Source organism: Saxibacter everestensis (genome assembly GCF_025787225.1).
GTDB classification, from domain to species: Bacteria; Actinomycetota; Actinomycetes; order Actinomycetales; family Brevibacteriaceae; genus Saxibacter; species Saxibacter everestensis.
The window spans coordinates 2,890,641-2,914,003 of the sequence record NZ_CP090958.1 but is presented as its reverse complement, the minus strand read 5'-3'; the positions used below and the strand labels follow the sequence as shown (position 1 = coordinate 2,914,003).

Here is a 23,363-nt window from a genome sequence, read left to right as displayed (position 1 = left end):
GCTCATCATTTAGCATGGCTTGGTGACTGTCATCGAACCCACCACGCTGACCGGAGAGTACGTTGTTCTGGAACCGCTGAGCCAGGACCACCACGACGCTTTGGTGGCGGCCGCCCGGGATGGCGAACTGTGGAAGCTCTGGTACACCAGCGTTCCGGCGCCTGAGGAAATGGCGGCGGAAATCGACCGGCGGCTGAAGTTGCAGGACACCGGCTCCATGCTTCCCTTCACCACTCGCCTGATAGACCCGTCCACTGGAGGTGCCGGCGAGGTGATCGGAATGACCACCTACATGAACATCGATTCGGCGACGCCCCGCGTTGAGATCGGCTCCACCTGGAACGCCGCTTCTTCGCACGGCAGCGGCAGTAACCCTGATTCCAAGCTGTTGATGCTCCGCCATGCCTTCGAAACCCTCGGCTGCCCTGCGGTCGAATTCCGCACGCACTGGCTCAACCACCAGTCACGGGAGGCCATTGGCCGGCTCGGTGCGAAGCAGGACGGCGTTCTGCGCAATCACACCCGGACCAGTGAAGGCGTGCTCCGGGACACAGTGGTGTTTTCCATCCTGGAGCACGAATGGCCCATGGTCCGCAGCGGCCTCGAGTTCAGATTGGCGAAGCGACGTCAGGCCGCCCAAGCCTGACCCACCAGCTCAGGCCAAGCCTGACCCACCAGCTCAGGCCAGGCGGCGCGCCCCGTCGGCTGGGCGGGCGAGCAGGAAACGCGGTTCGGTGAACCGATGGCGAACGAACCCATCGGAAACCGCCTGCACGACATCGTCGAGTTGCGTCCGACGAATCAAGGCGATTGCTGAGCCGCCAAAGCCCCCACCGATCATCCGGGCGCCTAGCGCCCCCGCCGACATGGCGGCGTCGACCGCAGTGTCGAGTTCGGGGCATGAGACCTGGTAGTCGTCCCGAAGTGACCTGTGCGACCCGCTGATCAGCTCGCCGATTCTGTCGGCGATTTCATTCAGGGGGTGCTCGTCAAGAAGTCTTTCGCAGGCGTCGACCCGGTCCATTTCGCTCAGCACGTGCCGCGTTCTGCGGATCGAGACATCGTCGTGGAGTCCGGCTAGAACCTCATCGACCGGTTTGCCATGTGCTTCCCTTAAGCTCGAGAGCCCGAGGGAGGCTGCGGCACGTTCGCAGGTCGAACGACGCTCGGCGTACTGACCATCGACCAGCCGGTGCGGCGCCTGGGTATCGATCACCAGAACACTCAGCCCGGCGCCATCGGCGTCGAACGGAATCTGTCGGGTACTGAAGTCCTGGCAGTCCAGCAGCATGAGATGGCCCGCGCTGCCACGCAGCGAGATTGCCTGATCCATTCCGCCGGTAGCCGCTCCGGCCATCTCGTTCTCGGCGGTAACCGCAGCCTGTGCCAGGACTGTTCTGCCGTGGTCGTCGGACAGCCCCAGGCCGAACAGTTCGGAACATGCGAGTGCGGTTGAGCAGGTAAGCGCCGCCGACGAGGACAGTCCGGCGCCCAGCGGAATATTGCCGACCACGAGCAGGTCCATTCCGGCCGCTACGTCCTCGTGGCCCTGTCCGATCAGCGCCCACAGTACGCCGATCACGTACCGCGCCCAGCCGGCTTCGACCGGCAGGGACAAGCGTTCCGGCGTCAGCCCATTCAAAGGAACCGTCACCGGGGCCGGAATCCGGCTCAATCCGGAGTCGGATAGCCGGGTGGTGGCCCGCAGCAGGCCATCGGACCGGCGGCGGGCGATCAGGAATGTTGAGTGTTCCAGCGCCATCGGCATACAGCGTCCGGCGTTGTAATCGACATGCTCACCGATCAGATTGATCCGGCCCGGCGCCCGGAAAATCCCTTCGGGCTCCTGGCGGAAGGTTTCACGGAACAGCTGCCGCAGCTTGTCCGGCTGCGCCTCTTCGGCCTCAACGATCAGGGGGTGAGGGGTCACTGTGTGGCCACTTCGCGGAGCCGGTCGGCGATTGCCTCGGGCGTTGTGTCGTTGATCCAGGCTCCGGCGGCGGACTCGGACCCGGCAAGATACTTGAGCTTCGTCGGCGAGCGGAGCAGGGAGAACAATTCGATGTACAGCCGTCCGTGGTCACGTCCCTCGCCGACCGGAGCCTGCTGCCAGTTAGCGATGTACGGCAGGGGACGGTCGAAGAACCGGTCGAGACGGCGAAGCAGTTCACGATAGGCGACGGCAAGATCGGCGCGTTCCTCGTCGCGAAGCTCAGTCAGGTCGGCCACGTCACGGCGCGGATGCAGCTGGACATGTACTGGCCATTTGGCGGCGAACGGCACAAACCCGACGAAGTGTTCGGTCTCCAGCACTACTCTGGTGCCTTCGGCGCATTCGACGGCGACGACATCATCCAGCAGTTTTCGCCCGGTCTGCTGTTTGTGCTGAATGGATTGTTCAACCAGGGCCTGGGTCCGAGCCGGGAGGAACGGGTAGGCGTAGATCTGGCCGTGCGGGTGATGCAACGTGACCCCGATTTCCTCACCGCGGTTCTCGAAGGGGAAAACCTGGCGGACGCCGTCAAGCGCCGAGAGCTCCCGGGTCCGGTCGGTCAGTGCCTCGACGATTGTGCGGACCCTTGAGAGCGGTAGCTCGGCGAAGCTGGTTGCCGGGTTGTCGGTGAAGCAGATCACCTCGCAGCGACCTGAGGCTGAACGTTCCTGCCGCAACGGCTCGTCGCGGTAGGTTGTCGGCGGCCCTTCAAGCGAAGGAAACCGGTTTTCGAAGACGACGACGTTGTAACTGGTATCAGGAATTTCCCCCGGCACCTTTTGGCCAGGACCTGTGGGCGCCAACGGTGACTCGTCGGCGGGAGGAAGGAATGTGCGGTCCATCCGGTGTGCGGCAATCGTCACCCATTCGCCGCTGACCGGATCGCGCCTGGTCGAGGCAGCGGAACGCGGTGCAGGCTCTCTGGGACTGAGCGGACGGACATCAACGGCCTCCCGGACTGCCGCTGCCGAGACGTACGGTTCGGTGTCATCGAAGTAGATAAGCTCACGTCCATCGGCCAACCGACTCGTCGTCTTCCGCACCATGTGCACGTTCACTTCTTGCTCATTCGGCACAGCGTCGTCCTCCAGGGGTAAGGCAATGAGACTGGAACAATGCCCTAGTACACGGCGTTCCCACTGCCTGAAAAGGTGATCAGTCCTCCTAGTGAACCAAAAAGTGAACGATCACGAAAGCCATTCAGCTATCGCGGCGACGGCCCGGCCCGGGTCTGCTCTTCGCAGTAGACCCGAGCCGGGCCATCCGGCGGTTACTCTGCTCGCCGCGAGCTGCTGAACCCTACGGCGAGGACTCCGACCCCGAGGACCGCGATCGCGAGTCCGACAAGTATCCACGCTCCGGCTGGCCCGGTCTTTGGCAGCTCCGGCCTGGCTTGGGGAGACTTTTGCGGCTGCGGGGATTCTGGCTTCGTCTGTTTATCCGGCGGAGACTCCTTTTCCGGTTGCGCTCCACCCTCCGGCGGAGCTTCGAGCTGCACAGTCTCTTCGGGTTGGCCGAACTGGGAAGTCCATGCTTTGTGCACGTCGTCGGCTGCGATGCTCGCCACGAACGTAATGTACCCCGGCTTGTCGATTGTCAGCTCCGGCGTGTTGTAGTTTCCTGTGCCGTCATCGCCGATCTGTACTTCCTGCTTCCAGGATTTCAGGATCGCGGTGTGCTCCGGCGCCAGGTCCGATGGTTCCGGCTCCCGCTCAAGCGGACCGTAGGCGGTAGTTGTCACGGTGAGCGTTGAACCCGGCCGGGCGCCAACGATGCGGCCCTGATCAGAGACTGTCGCAGGAGGCTCGGCTGCACTGGACGAGGCTTTGGTGCTGATCTGAGGTCGCCAGGCGACGAATCCAGTTTCGTCACTCAGTCCGTGCCTGCCGTTCCATTCCTTGGTGGTAGACGTCTGCTTTATCCGTTCGGTCCAGTACAGCCAACCAGCGAAATCATCAGGCACGGTGATCTCCGGCGAGTTGTGGGTGCCGTTCCCGACTCCTTGCGAGGTAACACTGCCGAGTTGTTTGGCCTCCGGTGCCGGCGATGTGGATTCTTTCGGTTTGACTGGTGAGGACCACAGAGTGTGAACCACGTCCACCTTCTGCCTGCCGGTCAGACCGGAAACCGTGAACTTGTCCGAGACGGGCGCGCCTGGTTCCGGTCGCTTGGCCGAGATCTCCGTGGTTACCCGCGGTGTGCTTGGCAGGACAACTTTGAGGCCGGCGCTGCCCTTCGCCTTAGTCGACGCAGCAGAGGTGACGACGTTCTGAATCTTCTTCGCGTGCTTGGACTTCGGCTTGTACAGCTGCACGTGATCGGCCGGCAATCCGCGCACAGTGACCGTCACGGTGACCTTTCCGGAGCCGGTGAACCTCAGCGGAATAGTTGTCTTCGATTCGGTGGTCTTGCCGGTTAGCGCAGCGGGTGCCGGAGCTGCCACCAGCAACTCGGCCGGCCCGTCGATGTCGACGGCATAGTCATATCCGGCCATTGGTTGATCGGAGGCTGACCGTAACGAGAAGCTGGTAGTGCCCGTGGTGTCGGTGTCTTTCGCGACGGAGGTCCGCACGCTGTAGGGCCCAGCGTAGGCCTTGGCCTCCCGGCTCAGCCGATCGAAGATCTTCTGTGCGTCGCCCCAGCCGGAGTTCGCCTCGCGTGGTTCGACGACCCGGATGCTGTGCCGGTGCGGCAGCGCCTTGCTGAGTTTCACCTGGGCGCTGAGGGCGACATGGTTCGCCGTCGTGGTGTCGGCTTCCGAGCGGGCCAGCATATACGCGAGTTCCGGCGCCTTGATGTTCGTCGGCTTCTGGTTCTTGAACGCCGCGCGGTACGGGGTGGCGAGGCCGGCATCCAGGCACCAGGCCCAGGGTTTGTCCTCGGCGATGGTCCGGTAGCTGCCATACCAGGTTCTGTCGGATCCGGAATTGTGCCAGCGACCATGCCCGACGATGTCATCAGGTGTGTCCGCGGCCGCCAGTCCGGCGAACCCGGTCAACGCGATGCTGGTGATTAAGGCGCCAGCCGTCACAGCGGCTACTCGGCGCAGGGAGTGAATGAGTGATTTCATGTCACTGATGCAACAGCGGAAGGTCCCACTCGAATCGCGTTGCACGGAAATTGTGGATAACCGTGCCTGGTGTAGTCCCTGTGGAAAAGCACTACGGTGGACAAGGAAGGGCGCGGTAAACCTGTAGCCTTGGCGGATGATTCCCCGGACCCCGCTGCGGCGACTGATTCAGCGCCTTTGGACCGCAACGGGCTGGTCTTTCGTGGGCGACCCGCCCAAGGAGGATGTGGCAATTCTTGTCGGCGCGCCGCATACCTCGAACTGGGATTACCTTGCGATGCTCGCGATTGCCGGCCATGCCGGCCTCCCGGTGAAGTTCCTCGGCAAGCACACACTGTTCAAGGGCCCGTTGGGATACCTCAGCCGGGCAACGGGCGGCATCCCGGTGGATCGGGAAAACCCGTCGACGGTTGTTTCCGAGATCGTCGAGCGCATCCAGGCCGGTGAGCGATTCCTATTGGTGATCGCGCCGGAAGGCACCAGAGCGCGCGGGGCATTCTGGAAATCCGGTTTCTACCGGATAGCCGAAACGGCAGGGATCCCGCTCGTCCTGGGGTTTATCGACAAGCCGACGAAAACCGGAGGGCTCGGACCGACTATCCATCCCTCGGATATTTCGCAGGACATGGAACGCATTCGCGAGTTCTATGAAGACAAGCACGGAATCGTGCCGAGGAACCGTACCGAGCCGAGGCTGCGGGAGGAATCCTGAGCGGGCTGCGGCTCAACTGCCGTCAACGAGTGGTGCCGGAGCCGTCGTCGCGGCGAGAGCAGCCAGTGCAATGGCTGCTAAGAGGATTAGCGGTGGATGCGCGCAGCGCGGTAAAGTCCGATTGCTGAGCCCCGTTGTGCGAAGGATGAGCGAAAGAAGCTGTGAGTCGGTTGCTGAACCAAGACGAAAGCCAGAACGAGATCGATGTCGTTTTGATCGGTGGTGGCATCATGAGCGCCACCCTGGGGGCACTCCTGACGGAGTTGCAGCCCGACTGGAGAATCCGCGTCTACGAGCAGCTGGATGCGCTCGCGCAGGAGAGCAGCGACCCGTGGAACAACGCGGGAACCGGCCACGCCGCGCTCTGTGAGTTGAACTACACGCCGCAGAATGCCGACGGCAGCGTTGACACCACCAAGGCGCTGGCGATCAACGAGCAATTCCACGTTTCACGGCAATACTGGGCACACCTGGTGGAGACCGGTCGGATCAGCTCTCCGTCGAGCTTCATCAATCCCGTTCCGCACATCAGCTTCGCGACCGGCGACAAGGGCGTGTCCTACCTCAACTCCCGTCACAAGGCGCTGAAACAGAACCCGCTGTTTGCCGATCTGGAGATCTCCGAGGACCGGACTCAGCAGGCCGAGTGGCTGCCGCTGATGTTCAAAAATCGGGAGGACACCACCCCGATCGCGATCTCCCGGATCGCGGGCGGCACCGACGTCGACTTCGGTTCGCTCAGCCGGCAGCTCTTCGACTATGCCGAAAGCAACGGCGTCGAGATCCGCAAAGGCCATAAGGTGACCTCGGTAAAGCGGCGGGGTAAAGGCTGGCGTGTCACCGTCAAGGACAACAAGTCCGGAAAGAAGACCTTCACCCAGGCGAAGTTCGTCTTCGTCGGCGCCGGCGGCGGGGCACTGCACCTGCTCCAGCAATCCGGCATCCCGGAGGGACGTGGCTACGGCGGCTTCCCGGTCAGTGGCCAGTTCCTGCGCACAGCCAATCCCGAGGTAGTGGCCGGCCATCAGGGCAAGGTCTACGGCCAGGCCGCCGTTGGCGCCCCGCCGATGTCCGTTCCACACCTCGACACCCGCGTTGTCGATGGCAAGTCATACCTTCTATTCGGCCCCTACGCCGGCTTCTCGCCGAAGTTCCTGAAGAAGGGCAGGGTCACCGACCTGCCCACCTCGGTTCGCCCCTCCAACCTCGGCGTTATGCTTGCCGTCGCCCGCGACAACTTCGACCTGGTGAAGTACCTGGTCGGTGAGCTGGTTCAGTCGAAGGAGGCCAGGTTCAAGTCGCTCAGGGAATTCGTCCCAGACGCGCGTCCGGAAGACTGGGACCTGATCACCGCGGGCCAGCGGGTGCAGATCATGAAGAAGGACGCCGCCCGAGGGGGCGCCCTCGGATTCGGCACTGAAGTAATCAGCGCCGCGGACGGCTCGATCGCGGCGCTGCTCGGCGCCTCGCCAGGAGCCTCGACTGCGGTTCCGATTATGCTGGGCCTGCTGACGAAATGCTTCCCAGAGAAGGCCGCCGAGTGGGAGCCGAAGTTCAGGAAGATGATTCCCTCATACGGCAAACGGCTCAATGAGAACCCTGAGTTGCTTTCCGAAGTGACCAAGCGCACCGACGAGGTGCTGGGACTCCACGCGCCACAGCATTAAAGAGCCAGCGTGATCCGTTGGCGTCATCGAAGGGGATACATGTGAAGCGGCGTTTTCCGAAGTGGGCCGAACTACGGCCGTTGATGCAGTTCAAGGCGCCTGACCTGAACTTTCGCCGTGCCCGCCTTGCCGGAGCGGCCAACGTCTGGGACCTCCGGAAGATCGCCAAACGACGCACGCCGAAAGCTCCCTTCGACTACACGGATGGGGCGGCCGAACAGGAAGTCAGCCTGCGCCGAGCCCGTGAGGCGTTCCACGACCTTGAATTCCGTCCCGGCGTGCTTCGAGATGTCTCGCATGTCGACCTGTCGACGTCGATAGCAGGCGGACGCAGCGCGCTTCCCTTCGCAATCGCCCCGACCGGATTCACCCGGATGATGCACGCCGAAGGTGAAGTCGCCGGAGTTCAGGCAGCGCATGCGGCCGGAATCCCCTTCACCCTGTCGACGATGGGCACCACATCGGTCGAGGGGGTTGCAACCGCGGGGCCCGATGGCCGGCGCTGGTTCCAGCTGTACCTGTGGAAAGACCGCGACAAGAGCATGGCCCTGGTCGAACGGGCCAAGCAGGCCGGCTACGACACGCTGATGGTGACCGTCGACACCGCTGTGGCCGGATCCCGTCAGCGAGATGTGCGCAACGGGATGACCATTCCGCCTGCGCTCACCCTGAAGACAGTGCTCGACGCTTCCTATCGGCCGGAGTGGTGGATCAATTTCCTCACCACCGAACCGCTGAGCTTCGCCTCGCTGAGCAAATTCTCTGGAACAGTTGCCGACTTGATCAACGAGATGTTCGACCCGACGCTGACCTTCGAGGATCTGGACTGGCTCCGCGAGGTCTGGGACGGCAAGCTGTTCGTCAAAGGCATCCAGACCGTCGAGGACGCGGTCAAGGTCGTCGACCATGGCGCCGATGGCGTAGTGATTTCCAACCACGGGGGCCGTCAGCTCGACCGGGCGCCGATCCCGCTGCACATTGTCCCCGATGTGCGCGCCGCCCTTGGTGACCGGGCAGAGATTATCCTTGACACCGGTGTGATGAGCGGCGGCGACATCGTCGCGGCACTGGCCGTGGGAGCGGATTTCGTCCTGGTCGGCCGGGCCTACCTCTATGGTCTGATGGCCGGCGGCCGCGAGGGCGTCGACCGGATGATCGAACTGATGTCGGCGGAGATCAAACGCACCATGCAACTACTCGGCGTGACATCGATCGCCGAGCTCAGGCCCGAGCACGTCCGGATGTACCGGCGCTGACCAGCGCCAACATCTGCCCTGACCAGCGGGGAGCACTGAAGTGAAAATTGCCAACGATCCGGCGTCGCAGACGCCCATTTTTGAGCAGATCCGGCGGCAGATTGTCGAGCAGGTCCGTTCCGGCGAACTCGCCGTTGGGACGAAGCTGCCAACAGTACGCGGCCTCGCCGGAGAACTTGGACTTGCGGTGAACACGGTAGCGAAGGCCTATCGGGTACTTGAGGAAGACGGTGTGATCGAGACCCGCGGACGGCAGGGCTCGTTCGTTTCGGTCGGCGCCGATGACGGCCGGCGAAGGTTACTCAAAGCGGCGCAGCGCTTTGCCGAGGAAGCCCGTAAGACCGGCACTCCTGGCGACGAGGCGCTCAAAATAGCCGCATCGGCACTGGACAATATCAAGTAAAGATCAGGCTGCGGGCAGCGCCCGGTTGTATTACTGAACGATTAGTCGGTTATCATGGCGGTGGCCCCGAAAGGGACCGGCCCGACAGTCGTCAAACTCATCGTGGAGTGGTTTCGTGGAACAGGCAATGATCGTTTCCGGCGTCCGGACGCCGATCGGGCGTTACGGCGGGGCGCTGTCGGCCGTTCGCCCGGATGACCTGGCCGCTGCCGTGCTTGGCGAGGCAGTCAAACGATCGGGTGTCGACCCGGAGCGGATCGACGAGGTCGTGTTCGGTGCTGCCAATCAAGCCGGCGAAGACAACCGTAATGTCGCCCGGATGGCGACACTGCTCGCCGGGCTGCCAACCTCCATCCCGGGCTTCACCGTCAACCGGCTGTGCGCGTCTGGCCTGACCGCGCTGGCCACCGCCCGGCAGATGATTGCGGCCGGGGATGCCGACATCGTCGTAGCGGGAGGCGTCGAGTCGATGACCAGGGCGCCCTGGGTAACCGAGAAGCCGACCCGGGCGTTCGCCAAGCCGGGCGCGAGCTTTGATACCTCGATCGGCTGGCGGTTCTCCAACCCACGATTCGAGTCCCCGACCACATTCTCGATGCCGGAAACCGCAGAAGAAGTCGCCAAACGCGAAGGGCTCAGTCGCGAGGAGCTCGACGAGTTCGCTCTCGGTTCACACCAGCGGGCGCTGACCGCGATCCAGGCAGGTCGTTTCGCCGATGAGATTCTTGGCGTGGATACCGGCAAGACGATCGTCGACACCGACGAGGGGCCGCGGGCCGACACCTCGCTTGACCGGCTGGCAAAACTGCGGCCCGTCGTGCACGCCGAAGGGGTGGTGACCGCAGGTAATTCCAGTTCGCTCAACGATGGCGCGGCTGCCACGGTGATCGCCAGCGAGCGAGCCGTCCGTGAACTCGGTCTGGTCGCCCGCGCCCGGATCGTGGCCGCGGCCAATGCCGGCGTAGACCCTGAGGTGATGGGCCTCGGCCCGATCCCAGCAACCGAAAAGGTGCTGCGGCGCGCAGGCTGGAACGCGAGCGATCTCGACGCTGTCGAACTCAACGAAGCATTCGCCTCCCAGTCGATCGCCTGCATCCGCGGAATCGGACTTGATCCGGCGATCGTGAACGCCGACGGTGGGGCAATCGCGCTCGGGCATCCACTGGGATGCAGCGGCACCCGCCTCGTCGTCACGCTGCTTGGCCGATTGGAACGGGCCGGCGCTCAGCGCGGCCTGGCTACCATGTGCGTCGGCGTGGGCCAGGGCTCGGCGCTTCTGATCGAACGCGTGTAGGGACGCAGACAGATGAGCAATCAGGCAGCCTTCAACACGCTGATCATGCGTGAAACCGACAATGGCATCCACATCAGGCTGAACCGGCCCGAGGTACGCAACGCCATCGATAGTGAAATGGCGGAAGAACTGCATCGCGTCTGCGTTCTGCTGGAGTCCGATCCGCGCGTTCTGACCATCGCCGGCTCGGCAGGCATCTTTGCGGCGGGCGCCGACATCGGTCAACTGCGCGAACGGCGCAGGGCAGACGCATTGCGTGGTATCAACGCACGGCTGTTCGTCCGAATCCAGCAACTGCCGATGCCCACCATCGCGGTGATTGACGGCCACGCCCTCGGCGGCGGCGCCGAACTAGCTTACGCTTGCGACTTCCGGATCGGCAGCCCGCGCACCCGGATCGGGAACCCGGAAACCGGACTGGGCATCATCGCCGGAGCCGGGGCAAGCTGGCGGCTGGCGGAGCTTATCGGTGAACCAAAGGCCAAGGAAATCCTGCTGGCGGGTCGGGTGCTCAATGCCGAAGAATCATTTGAACTGCACCTGCTCAATGAACTGGTTCCGAGTGACGAACTCGACGCGGCCGCCGAATCGCTGTGCGAGAAGATTTCCCGGCAGGCTCCGCTCGCCGTGCAACTGACCAAGCGCGCACTGCACGCGCCGCGGGACGCGCATCCGCTGATCGACGAAATCTCCCAGGCAGTGCTGTTTGAAACCGAGGAAAAGGAACGCCGGATGACGGCCTTTCTGAACCGGAAGAAGGATCTAAGATGACGGCCGTTCCATTACCGGAAACGATCGGTGTGTTCGGCGGCGGCAGGATGGGCGCAGGAATAGCGCACTCCTTTCTGCTGGCCGGATGCAATGTGGTCCTGATCGAGGTCGACAAACAGGCGGCCGCACGTGCCGAACTGACGGTGCGCGGCAACGTGCAACGCAGCGCCGATCGCGGAAAACTCAGCGAACCTCGGGACGGCATCGACCCTGTGACCTCCGTGATGGCTCGGTTCAGCGCGGGCAGCGACGACGGCGCGCTGCGCGGTGCCGGCTTGATTGTGGAGGCAGTTCCCGAGGATGTGCAGCTCAAGCTTTCAGTGCTGGGCCGCGCGGCGGCTGTCGTTGACGACAGCGCGATGCTGGCCAGCAACACAAGCTCGATTTCCATCGACGAGCTGGGTGCGGCGGTCCCTTCGCCGGGGCGCTTTCTCGGGCTGCACTTCTTCAATCCGGTGCCAGCGAGCTCCCTGATCGAGATCATTATCGGGTCGCAGACCACGGGTGAAGTCACCACAACCGCCCAGGGCTGGGTTCGGGCGCTGGGGAAGACACCGGTGACGGTCCGCAATGTGCCGGGATTCGCCAGTTCCAGGCTCGGAGTTGCGCTGGGGCTCGAGGCCATCCGGATGCTTGAGGAAGGCGTAGCGACCGCCGAAGACATCGATGCCGCGATGGCACTCGGGTACAAACACCCGGTGGGGCCGCTCAGGCTAACCGACATCGTGGGACTCGACGTACGCCTTGCTATTGCCGAGTACCTGCAGGGCGAGCTTGGTGATCGGTTCGCTCCGCCGCAGCTACTGCGCGACACGGTGGCGGCCGGCCACCTCGGGCAGAAGTCCGGCCAGGGGTTCTACAGCTGGCCCCAGGACTGAAACGCCCGCTACGTCAAGCAGCTCGTTACCGAAGTGAGGAATCATGACGAAAATCCTGCCTAGCTACGTCAGGGGCGAATGGTGGACGCCGGAAAACCCGGACGGGACGACTGCGGTCGTCGATGCCTCGACGGGAGAGACGACACATCTGGTGTCAGCCGATGGGCTCGCCCTGGCTGATGTGTTCGACTATGCGCGTTCTGTTGGCGGTCCGGCAATTGCGCGGCTCACCTTTCATCAGCGGGCGATGAAGCTCAAGGCGATGGCGCAGTACCTGAACGAGCGCACGGCCAGGTATCACGAGCTGTCGTACGCCACCGGCACCACCAAGCGGGACGCCCAGGTCGACATCGATGGCGGTATCTCGACGACGTTCGTGTTCAGCTCGAAGGGCCGTCGCGAAATGCCGAATGACACCGTCTACCTCGATGGCGAGTTGGAGGGCCTTAGCCGCGGAGGCACCTTCCTCGGCCAGCACATCTACACCTCGCTCAAGGGCGTGGCCGTGCAGGTGAACGCCTTCAACTTCCCGGTGTGGGGCATGCTGGAGAAGCTTGCCCCATCGTTCCTGTCCGGGCTGCCCACGGTGGTGAAGCCGGCGTCGTCCACGGCACAGCTGACCCAGGCCGTCGTCGCCGACATTATCAACTCCGGCATCCTTCCCGAGGGATCGTGTCAGCTGATTTGTGGCTCGGTCCACAACTTCCTGGACCACCTCGGCGAGCAGGACGTCGTGGCGTTCACCGGCTCGGCCTCGACCGCCGCGAGGCTGCGCCGGCATCCGAACGTCATCGGTGGCGGGGTGCGTTTCACGGCCGAAGCCGATTCGCTGAACTATTCGATCCTCGGTCCGGATGCCACGCCCGAGACGCCGGAGTTCGAGCTGTACGTCAAGCAGCTTGTCAGCGAGATGACCGTGAAGGCGGGGCAGAAGTGCACCGCTATCCGCCGCGCCATCGTTCCCCGTGAACAACTGCAGGCGGTCGCGGATGCCGTGGCGAAGCGGGTTCAGGACCGGATCGTGGTCGGTGATCCGCGCACGGATGGCGTCACGATGGGCCCTTTGATCTCCTCGGCGCAGCGCGATGAGGTTCGGCGATCGCTGAAGTCGCTGTCCGCCGAAGGCCGCATCGTGCTCGGTGGCCTCGAGCCGTTTGAACCGGTGGGCGCGGACTTCGACTCTGGTGCCTTCGTTCCGCCCACCCTGCTTACTTTCGACGACGCCTGGACCGACGCGCCGCACGATGTGGAGGCATTCGGCCCGGTGGCGTCGCTGCTGCCATACCGCGACATCGACGAGGCGATCGGGCTGGCGGGTCGAGGCCGGGGCAGCCTGGTGGGCTCCATCGTGAGCCATGACCCCGAGGTTGTCCGGGCGCTCGTGCTCGGCACCGCTCCGTGGCACGGCCGGCTGCTGGTGCTCGACCGGGATGACGCCAAGGAGTCCACCGGGCATGGTTCGCCATTGCCGCACATGGTGCACGGCGGGCCAGGGCGTGCGGGCGGCGGCGAAGAGCTCGGCGGCATCCGCGGCGTTCTGCACCATATGCAGCGTACGGCCGTACAGGCCTCACCGCAGATGCTGACCGCGATCACGAACCGCTGGACCTCGGGATCTGCGCGCGCAACGGAAGGCGCGCACCCGTTCAGCAAGTCGCTCGCCGAGTTGAAGATCGGCGATGCCGTCGTCGCCGGACCCCGCACGGTGAGTCTTGAGGACGTCGAACACTTTGCCGACTTCACCGGCGACACCTTCTACGCACACATGAATGAGGAGGCCGCCGCGGCCAATCCGTTCTTCCCGGGACGAGTGGCGCACGGCTACCTCATCGTCTCGTTCGCCGCTGGCCTGTTTGTCTGGCCGGACCCCGGACCTGTGCTTGCCAACTACGGGCTAGAGAACCTGCGTTTCGTCACTCCGGTGTCGCCCGGCGACTCACTGACGGTGACCCTGACCGCGAAGCAGATCACTCCGCGCGAGACCGACGAGTACGGTGAGGTGCGCTGGGACGCCGATGTCCGGAACCAGAACGACGAGCAGGTGGCAGCCTACGACGTACTCACCCTGGTGGCCAAGGAAGGCTGATTTACGTCGTCGGTCCGCGGCGCGGCATTGTCTGAGTAGGTCGGTCGGGACGTCGGCAGGACGCCGTTATTCTGGCAACGACGACGACGACGGCGAGCGAGGCCCACTTCACGCCCTGAGGCCGTCGAATGCCAGCGAGGCGACTGCCTCGGCCACGACTTTGCTGTCATAGCCGCGGTCCGGGCGGTACCACTCGGTCAGAGAGTTCACCATGCCGAAGAGCAGCCTGCTGATCATCGTGGGATCGATGTCCGAACGGACCGACCCGTCATCGACTGCGAGGGAAACGAGCCGGGCCATCCGGTGGTCGATCTCGCGACGGCGGCGCATCGCATCCAGCTCGACCTCGCTGTTTCCCCGTACCCTCAGCAGCAGCGTCACCGACGGCTGATGGGCGCTGAGCACTTCTGCGCTGCGGACTACGACGTGCCGGAGCCGCTCAAGTGCGCTCGCGTCATCTGTGCGGCGTTCTTCTTCCTCCAGCACGGAGGTCAGCGCATCCAGTCCCTCGGAAAGTGCGAGCCGGAGGAGCTCCTCCTTGCCGTGCACATGGTGGTAGATCGCGGACTTGCTCAGGCCGAGTTCCTTCGCCAGGTCGTCCATCGAGGTGCCATCGTAGCCACGACGGTTGAAGACATCGATCGCAATCCGCAGCACCGTGGCGTAGTCGTAACCGGGTCGGCCCCTGCGCGCCTTCTGCGGCCGTGCGGCGACCTGAGTCTCGGCGGCCTGAGGCTCGGCGACGGGATCCTCGGACTGTGGAATGCTTGGCATACTTCCTCTTATATCAACCAAAGGGTCAGTAATTCGCCTTCGATGCCAGTGCGGCCAAAATTAGGGCGGTTGCGGGCTGCCGGAACTGCGGGCGCAACCGCCGGAACCGCGGGCGCGGCCGCCGGACCGCGGGCCGGTTAGCTGAAGTAGACGCCGAGCGGCACGCCATCGACATCGATAATCCTGATGTCCAGGTCGAAAACCTCCCGCAAGACGGCCTCGGTCATCAACTCCGCGGTCGGTCCCTGATGCACGATCTCTCCGTCGCGCATAGCAATGATCGAATCGGAGTAGCTGGCCGCGAAGTTGATGTCGTGAATCACCAGGACAACGGTCTTACCCAGCGTCTCGGCGGCGCGTCGCAACAGCTTCATCATGTTCACGGCGTGCTTCATGTCGAGATTGTTCAACGGCTCATCGAGCAATATATAATCCGTATCCTGGCACAGCACCATCGCAACATAAGCCCGCTGCCGCTGCCCGCCGGACAGTTGATCGAGGAACCTATGCTCGAGGTCCTGCAGGTCGAGGAATGCTATCGCCTCGTCGATCTTTTCCTGGTCGTCCGGGCCGGGGCGGCCCTGGCTGTACGGGAAGCGTCCGAAACCGACCAGGTCGCGGACGGTGAGCCGAACCTGGAACTGGTTCTCTTGCCGGAGGATTGCCAGTTTCCGAGCGAGAATCTTGCTTGGTGTGCCGGCCACGTCGAGTCCATCGACGCTTACCCGGCCGGCGTCCAACGGCAGCAGCCGCGAAATCATCGACAGCAGCGTCGATTTCCCGGCGCCGTTCGGACCGATGATCGACGTGATCTGGCCTGCCGAAATATCGCAGCTGACATCTTTGACCACCGCCGTCTTGCCGTAGGTCTTCGTTACCCCGCGTACCTCGATGCCGCGCCGGGCGGAGGTTCGTTGCGCCTGGTCCGAAAGCTGGGTCATCGCGGTGACCTCCGAAGCAGCAGCATGATGAAAACGATCCCTCCGATGAACTCGATGATGATGCTCAGGCTGGTGTCGAACTGGAACGCGCGTTCCAGGATGAGCTGACCGCCGACCAGGAATATCACGGCCAGTAGGAAGGCGATCGGCAGCGTGCGCCGGTGTCTCGATGATCCAGCCAGCAGGTACGCCAGGTTCGCGACGAGCAGCCCGAAGAATGTGATCGGGCCGACAAGCGCAGTGGACACCGAGACCAGGATCGCCACCATCACCAGGATCCGGCTGACCAGACGCTGGTGCTCCAGGCCGAGGTTGATCGCGGTGTCCCGGCCGAGCGCCAGCACGTCGAAACTGTGCCGGATGATCCATGCGTAGCCGGTCACCCCCGCGACGATGACGAGAGAGACGAAGAGCAGCGAAGGCTCGACATCGCCGAAGCTGGCAAAGAACAGGTCCTGCAGGGTCTGAAACTCATTCGGATCGATCAGCCGTTGCATCAGGGACGACAGACTGCGAAAGAACGAGCCGAAGATGATGCCGACCAGCAGCATCAGGTGCAGACTTCGGCTCGCTCCGGTGAACAGCCAGCGATACAGCAGCGACGAGAAGACGACCATGATGGCGATCTCGACGACGTAGCGCAGCGCCGGATCTGTTGTGGTCCAGCGGTGCGTGCCGATGCTGAATGCCAGCGTGGTCTGGATCAGAATGTAGAGCGGATCGAAACCCATGATCGAGGGGGTCAGGATCCGGTTGTTGGTGATCGTCTGGAACAGCACTGTCGAGGTCGCGACGGCGAAGGCGACGAGCACGAGCGCGCCGACCCGTACCGAGCGCCGGGGCAGAATGAAGTCCCAGTTGCCGGCCGAGCCGAGCGTCATGAATAGCGCGATCAGCGTGACGCTGGCGGCGGCAAGCAGCACAAGCCACCAGCGTCCGGACAGTAACAGGCCGCCATCGGCGTTATGCCGCACTCCGGATGTCCGTCCGGGCGGGGGCCCATGATCAACCGACAAGCGAACGCCTCCTGAGTAGCAGGAAGAGGAACAGGGCGCTGCCGACGACGCCCACCACCGTGCCGATCGGAATTTCGTACGGGAAGCGAATCACCCGCCCGATGAGGTCGCAGCCGAGAACGAATCCCGACCCGAGAACAGCGACCCAGGGCACGGCGCGCCGGGCATTGTCTCCGATGATCAGGGATACAACATTCGGCACTATCAGGCCCAGGAAGGGGATAGCGCCCACCGTGACCACCACGACCGCGCTCACCAGGGCCACGATGATCAGGCCGACCGTCATCACCTGGCGATAGCCCAGGCCCAGGTTGGTGGTGAAGTCGCGGCCCATCCCCGCCACCGTGAATCTGTCGGCGAACAGGAAGCCCAGCAAGGTCAGCGCTCCAACCAGCCACAACAACTCGTAACGGCCGCGCAGCACCCCGGAAAAGTCGCCTACCATCCAGCTGTTCAGGGTCTGCAGCAGATCGTAACGGTAGGCGAAGAATGTCGCCACCGAGGAAATGACGCCACCAAGCATGATGCCGACCAGCGGGACGATCAGGGCTGAACGCAGCGGTATGCGCTGCAGGATTGCCAGGAACAATCCGGTGCCGGCGACAGCGAAGGCCGCGGCAGTCAGCATCTTCGCAAAAATCGATGCTTCCGGGGCCAGCAGGGTGACAACCAGAATGCCGAGTGTCGCCGACTCGACGGTGCCCACGGTGGAAGGCTCGACGAATTTGTTCCGGGCGAGCAGCTGCATGATCAGCCCGGCCACCGACATCGCCATCCCGGTCAGAATGATCGCGATGGTGCGCGGGACCCGGCTGATCAGCAGCACCTGCAGCTTTTCCGGGTCGTCAAGAACGTCCGCGGGGGAGATGTCGCTGACGCCGACGAACAGGCTGACAACGGCGAGAAGCGAGACCGCGGCGATGGCGGCAAGAAGCTGCTTCATGGCTGGTTTTGCGTCGTCCGCCGATCTATCCGAGGCCCTTGGCAACCTCGTCGACCATCGAGTTGACCGTGGTCAAACCACTGCCCAGGATGTACCACGAGGTCGAGTCGAGGTAGACTGTCTTGCCGTTTTTGGCCGCGGAGGTGCCGTTGACCAGGTCGTTGTCGAGCACCTGCGATGCGGCTTCCCCGGACTGGCCGATTGCGGCGTCCCGATCGATCACGAAGAGATGATCAGGGTTGGCCTCGGCAATGTATTCGAAGGAGATCGATTCGCCGTGCTTGCCGTCCTGCTTCACGTCGGTGGCGGTCTTGACGCCGAGCACATCGTGGATGAAGCCGAAGCGTGAACCAGCGCCATAGGCGGTGACCTCGCCGCCCGATGTCATGACGATCAGGCCGGTGCCGGCCTTTTCGCCGGCCGTTCTGGTCTCGTCGATCCTGCTGTTGAGCTCGGCGATGGCGGACTTGGCGCCATCCTCGCGGTCGAAGATCTTCCCGATTGATTCGGTGACGTTGCTGAAGCTCTCGACGTAGTTCTTCGAGTCCACGCTCAGGTCGATCGTCGGCGCGATGTCGGACAGATCATCGTAAGAGCCGGCGGTCCGGCCGCTGATGATGATCAGATCCGGGTCGGCCGCGTTAACTGCCTCAAGGTCGGGCTCTTTCACGCTGCCGACGTTCGCGTAGTCGTCGCCTGCATACCCGGACAGGAACTCTGGCAGCCCCTTCTTCGGGGCGCCGGCGATGCTCTTTTCGTCGACGCCGAGCGTGTCGATAGTGTCGAGCGCTGCGATGTCGAAGGTCACCACCTTCTCCGGGTCAACCGGTACCTCGGTCGTGCCCTGCGCATGCGTGATCGACACGGTTTCGGTTCCGGCTGCTGCGTCAGCCGAGGCTTGTCCTCCGCACGCGGCGAGCGAGGTGGCGGCAACGGCGGCAACACCTGCCAGGAGAATACGGGAAGAAATCGGGCGCATCGGTGCTCTCTCATCTCAGACTAATTAGCAAAGGCTGTCCTTACTCAGCTCATCCTAAGTTGCCCCGGTCGGAGGAACCGAGTCCACTGCGGGTGACATATGCCACCCCGGAGCAGACTCGGCTTTACACCGGAAGTCTGCTATCGGACGTCTTTGCGTCGGTCGATGATTCGCTTGAGCTTGCCTACCGATCGCTCGAGGGTCTCCGGTGGAACGATTCGAACCGTTGCTGTCACACCGACCCGCTCCTTGATCGCCACAACTGTCTCCGCCGCGAGCTGCTCCCAGCCGCTACTCGCTGAATCCGGGCGGGCTTCGACTTCGATGCTCAGCTCATCCATCCGGCCTGGCCGGGTGAGCACCAGGTGGAAGTGCGGGCTGAGGCCGGGCTTGGTGAAGAGCACTTCCTCAATCTGGGTCGGGAAGACGTTCACGCCGCGAATGATCACCAGGTCGTCCGTGCGGCCGGTAATCCGGCTCATTCGCCGGAACTGCGGGCGGGCGGTGCCGGGCAGCAGTCGGGCCAGGTCGTGGGTGCGGTATCTGATGATCGGCAGGGCTTCCTTGGTCAGCGAGGTGAAGACGAGCTCGCCCTCCTCGCCGTCAGGAAGCGGCTCGCCAGTGAACGGGTCGAGGATCTCCGGATAGAAGTGGTCTTCCCAGATGTGCGGGCCGTCCTTGGTTTCCACGCACTCATTGGCGACTCCCGGCCCCATGACCTCGGAAAGCCCATAGATGTCGACCGCGTCGAGGTCGAGCTTCGACTCCAGCTCGTGGCGCATTCCGTCCGTCCAGGGTTCGGCGCCGCAGATCGCTGTCTTCAAGGAGGTCGATGCTGGATTGATGCCCTGATGTTCGAACTCATCGATGATGGTCAGTAGGTACGTCGGGGTGCAGGTGATGATGTCAGGCTGGAAATCCTGGATCAGCTGCACCTGCCGCGCCGTCATCCCGCCCGAGATCGGGACCACGGTGTAGCCGCACTTTTCCGCGCCGGCGTGCACGCCGAGGCCGCCGGTGAACAGTCCATAACCGTAGGCATTGTGCATGAGCTGCCCGGGACGCCCGCCTGAAGCGCGGATGCTGCGGCCAATCAGATCCGCCCAGGTGTCCAGGTCGTTCTTCGTGTAGCCAACCACTGTCGGCTTGCCGGTGGTTCCCGACGAGGCGTGGATTCGGGCGACCTGTTCGCGCGGCACCGCGAACATGCCGAACGGGTAATTGTCGCGCAGGTCCTGCTTGTCGGTGGTGGGGAACTTCGCCAGGTCGCTGAGGCTGTGGCAGTCCTGGGGCGAGATGCCGCGCCGGTCGAACGCCTCACGGTAGAACGGCACGTTGTTGTAGGCGTGGCGCAGCGTGTTCTGCAGGCGGGTGAGCTGCAGTGAACGTAGTTCGTCGCCGCTGAGCCGCTCGCCGGCATCCATGAGCTCGGTCGGCAGGGGGGCGCCGAGCCGCCGGGAATCAGTCGTTGTCATGGTGTGCTCATTTCCCTCTGGCGGACCGGGCTTACTTGCTGTCATTTCCGACATCGACGCCGCTGTCGGCGATCGGCGCAGGCAGGGTGCGGCTGCGGCCACGGAACTCAGCGATGACGAATTCCCCACTGGTGATCCGGACGTCGTAGACGCCGCTGCGTCCCTGCCGGACCACCTCGCGCGCCTCGGCGACCAGAAGGTCTCCAACCCGCGTGGGTTTGAGGAAGTTGATATCGGCGCCGGAGGCCACCGTGACCGAACCAATCTCGTTGCAGGCCATGGCGAAGGTCGTGTCGGCAAGCAGGAAGACGTAACCGCCGTGGGTTATCAGGTGGCCATTGGCCATTGTCTCGGTCACCGTCACCGAGCATCGGGCATAACCGGGGCCGAAGGCATCGAGGGTTATTCCCAGTGCCTGCGAGGCCCTGTCGGCCGCGTACATCGCCTCGGGGCCGGTGTTCTCCAGTGCGCCTACGGCGGGGTTGCTATTGATGGACACCATCGTCCTCTCGCTGATCTTTGAATAAGTGACCGTTTGTTCGAAAAATACACCTTGCTGTGCGCTGACTGTCAAACCGTCTAGCCGGATCCAGGCCAGAAACTGTCTTCAGATCAGTCTGTGGTGTGTTGCTTCAACCTGTCCAGACCGCCGTGGTGGCTGGTCCAGACCGCCGTGGCGACTGGTCGAGGATGCCGTGGCGACTGGTCGAGGATGCCGTGGTGGCTGCGATCGCTTGTCATGCCCGGCCCGGGTGCGATAGATTATATGAACGATCGGTCAGTAATTAATCGGCTGGTTCTTTCTTCAAGCTCTCAGCGTCGTACAAGGAGGTTCGCGATGAGCGCGCAGGACGTATCGCAGAACGCAGAAACAGACGAGCAGCAGATGCAGGCACGCTTCGACGCTACTGTCGCCGCCGAACAGCGGATCGAGCCCCGCGATTGGATGCCCGAGGCGTATCGCAAGACGCTGGTGCGGCAGATTTCCCAGCACGCCCACTCCGAGATCATCGGAATGCAGCCGGAGGGCAACTGGATTACCCGCGCGCCGAGCCTGAAGCGCAAGTCGATTCTGATGGCGAAGGTGCAGGACGAGGCCGGCCACGGTCTGTACCTTTACTCCGCTGCTGAGACTCTCGGTGTGGACCGCCAGGACCTCACCGAACAGCTGCTTGCCGGGAAGGCGAAGTATTCCTCGATCTTCAACTACCCGACGCCCACCTGGGCCGATATCGGCGCGATCGGCTGGCTGGTCGACGGCGCGGCGATCTGCAACCAGGTCCCACTCTGCCGCGCATCGTACGGGCCCTACGCACGAGCCATGGTCCGGGTCTGCAAAGAGGAATCGTTCCACCAGCGGCAAGGTTTCGAGATCCTTTACGAGCTTGCGCACGGAACCGAAGCGCAGAAGAAAATGGCGCAGGAAGCCGTGGATCGCTGGTACTGGCCGAGCCTGATGATGTTCGGCCCGCCCGATGCCGATTCGCCCAATTCCGCGCAGTCGATGCAATGGAAGATCAAGCGCTTCTCCAACGACGAGTTGCGACAGCGCTTCGTGGATATGTGCGTTCCTCAGGTTGAGGTGCTCGGCCTGACGTTGCCCGACCCCGAGCTGAGCTGGAACCCAGACCGTGGCCACTACGATTTCGGCGAAATCGACTGGACCGAGTTCCACCAGGTGCTGAAGGGCAATGGACCGTGCAACGCGCAGCGGATCGCGCACCGCCGCAAGGCGCACCAGGACGGCGACTGGGTGCGCGAAGCCGCCGTGGCGCACGCCGCGAAGAAGGCCGCCCGCACCAAGCAGGCCGTCGCGGCGTAAGGGTAGGGCGCGAACCGGGACCTCACCGGGTTGTGGCTAGAACCGTGAACTGACGCAGCAACGCCATCACGCAACACGAACACAAGGAAACAAAGATGAGTGAAACTCGCGAAGCCGCCAACTGGCCGCTGTGGGAGGTGTTCGTTCGGAGTTCCCGCGGGCTCTCCCATGTGCATGTTGGATCGCTGCACGCGCCCGATGCGGAGCTGGCGCTGCAGAACGGACGGGACGTTTACACCCGCCGCGCAGAGGGTGTGTCCATCTGGGTCGTGCCAGCGGCCGAAATCGTCGCCTCGAATCCGGATGAAAAAGACGCCTACTTCGATCCGGCCACCGACAAGGTGTACCGGCATCCGACCTTCTACACCCGAGCCGAGGGAGTGCCGCACCTATGAACCCCGGTTCCAAGCAGCCGGAATCCGCGGGGCTTCCGGCGGCACGGCAGATAACCGACGAGGAGTTGCACGAGCATCCGCAGGCGGACCCGCTCGCGCCCGCCGCGGCCCTCCCAGGCATCGACGTCACGGCAATCGACTCGCCGGATGCCGAAACGGCCCGGTACGCGCTCGCGCTCGGCGACGATGCCCTCATCCTGGCGCAGCGGCTCGGCGAGCTGGTCTCCCGGGCGCCGGAGCTGGAGGAAGACGTTGCGCTGGCCAACATCGGACTCGACAACCTCGGACAGGCGCGCGCGCTGCTGCAGTACGCCGGACGGTCCGATAGCAGGTCGGAGGACGAACTGGCGTACTTCCGCGATGAGGCTGAATTCACTTCGTCGCACCTGGTCGAGCAACCCAATGGCGACTTCGCGGAGGTGATCGCCCGCCTGCTGCTGGTCGCGCTCTATCAACGCGAACTGTTCGGCCAGTTGGTGAATTCGACCGACCCGTTCCTGGCAGCCGTTGCCGCCAAGGCAATCAAGGAAGTCCGCTACCACCTGGAACATGCCGCGACCTGGACCATTCGGCTGGGTGACGGCACGGACGAGAGCCACGACCGGATGCAGGCCGCCCTCGCCAGCCGCTGGCCCTACCTTGACGAGTTGTTCAGCAATGCTCCGTTCGAGGAGCTGATCGACCGTGGGGTGGCCGTCGATATCGCCGCCCGCCGCGGCTCGTTCGATTCCGCTCTTGCCGCTGTGCTCGAAGAAGCCGCGCTTGAGCGACCCGAGGCGCCCGCCGCGATGGCGCGGGGCCGCTGGGGTCAGCATTCCCAGCACCTGGGCTACATTCTGGCCGAAATGCAGGTGCTGGGCCGCGCCCATCCCGGAGCGACGTGGTAGC

General features: G+C 63.7%; 22 protein-coding genes. 12 read left to right on the top strand and 10 right to left on the bottom strand.

The features are described 5' to 3' along the window. The first annotated feature begins 22 nt into the window (after positions 1–22). Positions 23–646 carry a GNAT family N-acetyltransferase gene (locus LWF01_RS13880; protein WP_349637955.1) on the top strand — a complete coding sequence of 208 codons (624 nt, stop codon included), beginning with the start codon at positions 23–25 and terminating at the stop codon, positions 644–646. A gap of 33 nt (positions 647–679) precedes the next feature. On the opposite strand, the gene galK is transcribed toward LWF01_RS13880, so the two are convergent. The 3 genes from galK to LWF01_RS13865 all read right to left on the bottom strand — a co-directional run bounded on the left by galK (position 680) and on the right by LWF01_RS13865 (position 5,063). After that, entirely contained in the window at positions 680–1,930 is a 1,251-nt protein-coding gene (gene galK / locus LWF01_RS13875) for a galactokinase (RefSeq protein WP_349637954.1), read from the bottom strand. Then, positions 1,927–3,069: a galactose-1-phosphate uridylyltransferase gene (galT, locus tag LWF01_RS13870; RefSeq protein ID WP_349637953.1), complete on the bottom strand. Its 1,143-nt coding sequence runs from the start codon at positions 3,067–3,069 to the stop codon at positions 1,927–1,929. Before galT ends, galK begins: the two co-directional genes overlap by 4 nt. Before the next feature lie 194 nt (positions 3,070–3,263). Beyond that, complete coding sequence (locus LWF01_RS13865) at positions 3,264–5,063, bottom strand: hypothetical protein (RefSeq protein ID WP_349637952.1); 1,800 nt, start codon at positions 5,061–5,063, stop codon at positions 3,264–3,266. A 136-nt stretch (positions 5,064–5,199) separates the two neighbouring features. Here LWF01_RS13865 and LWF01_RS13860 point away from each other — a divergent pair, with 136 nt between their 5' ends. The 8 genes from LWF01_RS13860 to paaZ all read left to right on the top strand — a co-directional run bounded on the left by LWF01_RS13860 (position 5,200) and on the right by paaZ (position 14,130). After that, positions 5,200–5,775, top strand: a complete 576-nt coding sequence (locus tag LWF01_RS13860; RefSeq protein ID WP_349637951.1) for a 1-acyl-sn-glycerol-3-phosphate acyltransferase — start codon at positions 5,200–5,202, stop codon at positions 5,773–5,775. 230 nt (positions 5,776–6,005) lie between these two features. Next, the gene (locus tag LWF01_RS13855) at positions 6,006–7,442 is read left to right on the top strand and encodes a malate:quinone oxidoreductase (RefSeq protein WP_349640934.1); all 1,437 of its coding nucleotides are present in this window, start codon (positions 6,006–6,008) and stop codon (positions 7,440–7,442) included. 83 nt (positions 7,443–7,525) lie between these two features. Further along, complete coding sequence (locus LWF01_RS13850; protein ID WP_349640933.1) at positions 7,526–8,698, top strand: alpha-hydroxy acid oxidase; 1,173 nt, start codon at positions 7,526–7,528, stop codon at positions 8,696–8,698. A 40-nt stretch (positions 8,699–8,738) separates the two neighbouring features. Further along, positions 8,739–9,101 carry a GntR family transcriptional regulator gene (locus LWF01_RS13845; RefSeq protein WP_349637950.1) on the top strand — a complete coding sequence of 121 codons (363 nt, stop codon included), beginning with the start codon at positions 8,739–8,741 and terminating at the stop codon, positions 9,099–9,101. 127 nt (positions 9,102–9,228) lie between these two features. After that, positions 9,229–10,395: a thiolase family protein gene (locus LWF01_RS13840; RefSeq protein WP_432762026.1), complete on the top strand. Its 1,167-nt coding sequence runs from the start codon at positions 9,229–9,231 to the stop codon at positions 10,393–10,395. A gap of 12 nt (positions 10,396–10,407) precedes the next feature. Beyond that, positions 10,408–11,166, top strand: a complete 759-nt coding sequence (locus LWF01_RS13835; RefSeq protein ID WP_349637948.1) for an enoyl-CoA hydratase/isomerase family protein — start codon at positions 10,408–10,410, stop codon at positions 11,164–11,166. Continuing rightward, entirely contained in the window at positions 11,163–12,044 is an 882-nt protein-coding gene (locus LWF01_RS13830; RefSeq protein WP_349637947.1) for a 3-hydroxyacyl-CoA dehydrogenase family protein, read from the top strand. Before LWF01_RS13835 ends, LWF01_RS13830 begins: the two co-directional genes overlap by 4 nt. A gap of 43 nt (positions 12,045–12,087) precedes the next feature. Further along, on the top strand, positions 12,088–14,130 hold the full coding sequence (paaZ, locus tag LWF01_RS13825; RefSeq protein WP_349637946.1) for a phenylacetic acid degradation bifunctional protein PaaZ: 2,043 nt from the start codon (positions 12,088–12,090) through the stop codon (positions 14,128–14,130). 108 nt (positions 14,131–14,238) lie between these two features. Here the strand turns inward: paaZ and LWF01_RS13820 are convergent, their stop codons facing one another. The 7 genes from LWF01_RS13820 to paaI form a co-directional block, all read right to left on the bottom strand. Then, positions 14,239–14,904, bottom strand: a complete 666-nt coding sequence (locus LWF01_RS13820) for a TetR/AcrR family transcriptional regulator (protein WP_349637945.1) — start codon at positions 14,902–14,904, stop codon at positions 14,239–14,241. Positions 14,905–15,041: 137 nt separating this feature from the next. Further along, positions 15,042–15,845 carry an iron ABC transporter ATP-binding protein gene (locus LWF01_RS13815; protein WP_349637944.1) on the bottom strand — a complete coding sequence of 268 codons (804 nt, stop codon included), beginning with the start codon at positions 15,843–15,845 and terminating at the stop codon, positions 15,042–15,044. Continuing rightward, a complete protein-coding gene (locus tag LWF01_RS13810; RefSeq protein ID WP_349637943.1) occupies positions 15,842–16,861 on the bottom strand; it encodes an iron chelate uptake ABC transporter family permease subunit in 1,020 nt (339 codons plus the stop codon). The genes LWF01_RS13815 and LWF01_RS13810 overlap by 4 nt, the downstream gene beginning before the upstream one ends. Next, positions 16,851–17,804: an ABC transporter permease gene (locus tag LWF01_RS13805; RefSeq protein WP_349637942.1), complete on the bottom strand. Its 954-nt coding sequence runs from the start codon at positions 17,802–17,804 to the stop codon at positions 16,851–16,853. The genes LWF01_RS13810 and LWF01_RS13805 overlap by 11 nt, the downstream gene beginning before the upstream one ends. Positions 17,805–17,829: 25 nt before the next feature. Continuing rightward, positions 17,830–18,783, bottom strand: a complete 954-nt coding sequence (locus LWF01_RS13800; RefSeq protein ID WP_349637941.1) for a siderophore ABC transporter substrate-binding protein — start codon at positions 18,781–18,783, stop codon at positions 17,830–17,832. A 140-nt stretch (positions 18,784–18,923) separates the two neighbouring features. Then, entirely contained in the window at positions 18,924–20,258 is a 1,335-nt protein-coding gene (paaK, locus tag LWF01_RS13795; RefSeq protein WP_349637940.1) for a phenylacetate--CoA ligase PaaK, read from the bottom strand. Between the two features lie 31 nt (positions 20,259–20,289). Then, on the bottom strand, positions 20,290–20,760 hold the full coding sequence (gene paaI / locus LWF01_RS13790; RefSeq protein WP_432761963.1) for a hydroxyphenylacetyl-CoA thioesterase PaaI: 471 nt from the start codon (positions 20,758–20,760) through the stop codon (positions 20,290–20,292). A 384-nt stretch (positions 20,761–21,144) separates the two neighbouring features. Here paaI and paaA point away from each other — a divergent pair, with 384 nt between their 5' ends. The 3 genes from paaA (at position 21,145) to paaC (ending at position 23,362) form a co-directional block, all read left to right on the top strand. Then, complete coding sequence (paaA, locus tag LWF01_RS13785; protein ID WP_349640932.1) at positions 21,145–22,080, top strand: 1,2-phenylacetyl-CoA epoxidase subunit PaaA; 936 nt, start codon at positions 21,145–21,147, stop codon at positions 22,078–22,080. Positions 22,081–22,175: 95 nt separating this feature from the next. Further along, the gene (paaB, locus tag LWF01_RS13780) at positions 22,176–22,475 is read left to right on the top strand and encodes a 1,2-phenylacetyl-CoA epoxidase subunit PaaB (protein ID WP_349637938.1); all 300 of its coding nucleotides are present in this window, start codon (positions 22,176–22,178) and stop codon (positions 22,473–22,475) included. Beyond that, positions 22,472–23,362, top strand: a complete 891-nt coding sequence (paaC, locus tag LWF01_RS13775) for a 1,2-phenylacetyl-CoA epoxidase subunit PaaC (protein WP_349637937.1) — start codon at positions 22,472–22,474, stop codon at positions 23,360–23,362. Before paaB ends, paaC begins: the two co-directional genes overlap by 4 nt. Position 23,363: the final 1 nt, after the last annotated feature.

Coding starts and splice junctions, on each gene's coding strand:
- LWF01_RS13820 (WP_349637945.1), bottom strand. CDS start 14,904: ATGCCAAGCATTCCACAGTCCGAGGATCCCGTCGCCGAGCCTCAGGCC.
- LWF01_RS13860 (WP_349637951.1), top strand. CDS start 5,200: ATGATTCCCCGGACCCCGCTGCGGCGACTGATTCAGCGCCTTTGGACC.
- LWF01_RS13830 (WP_349637947.1), top strand. CDS start 11,163: ATGACGGCCGTTCCATTACCGGAAACGATCGGTGTGTTCGGCGGCGGC.
- paaZ (WP_349637946.1), top strand. CDS start 12,088: ATGACGAAAATCCTGCCTAGCTACGTCAGGGGCGAATGGTGGACGCCG.
- LWF01_RS13840 (WP_432762026.1), top strand. CDS start 9,229: ATGATCGTTTCCGGCGTCCGGACGCCGATCGGGCGTTACGGCGGGGCG.
- paaI (WP_432761963.1), bottom strand. CDS start 20,760: ATGGTGTCCATCAATAGCAACCCCGCCGTAGGCGCACTGGAGAACACC.
- paaA (WP_349640932.1), top strand. CDS start 21,145: ATGCAGGCACGCTTCGACGCTACTGTCGCCGCCGAACAGCGGATCGAG.
- LWF01_RS13855 (WP_349640934.1), top strand. CDS start 6,006: ATGAGCGCCACCCTGGGGGCACTCCTGACGGAGTTGCAGCCCGACTGG.
- paaC (WP_349637937.1), top strand. CDS start 22,472: ATGAACCCCGGTTCCAAGCAGCCGGAATCCGCGGGGCTTCCGGCGGCA.
- LWF01_RS13805 (WP_349637942.1), bottom strand. CDS start 17,804: ATGAAGCAGCTTCTTGCCGCCATCGCCGCGGTCTCGCTTCTCGCCGTT.
- LWF01_RS13850 (WP_349640933.1), top strand. CDS start 7,526: ATGCAGTTCAAGGCGCCTGACCTGAACTTTCGCCGTGCCCGCCTTGCC.
- LWF01_RS13865 (WP_349637952.1), bottom strand. CDS start 5,063: ATGAAATCACTCATTCACTCCCTGCGCCGAGTAGCCGCTGTGACGGCT.
- LWF01_RS13815 (WP_349637944.1), bottom strand. CDS start 15,845: ATGACCCAGCTTTCGGACCAGGCGCAACGAACCTCCGCCCGGCGCGGC.
- paaB (WP_349637938.1), top strand. CDS start 22,176: ATGAGTGAAACTCGCGAAGCCGCCAACTGGCCGCTGTGGGAGGTGTTC.
- LWF01_RS13800 (WP_349637941.1), bottom strand. CDS start 18,783: ATGCGCCCGATTTCTTCCCGTATTCTCCTGGCAGGTGTTGCCGCCGTT.
- LWF01_RS13835 (WP_349637948.1), top strand. CDS start 10,408: ATGAGCAATCAGGCAGCCTTCAACACGCTGATCATGCGTGAAACCGAC.
- paaK (WP_349637940.1), bottom strand. CDS start 20,258: ATGACAACGACTGATTCCCGGCGGCTCGGCGCCCCCCTGCCGACCGAG.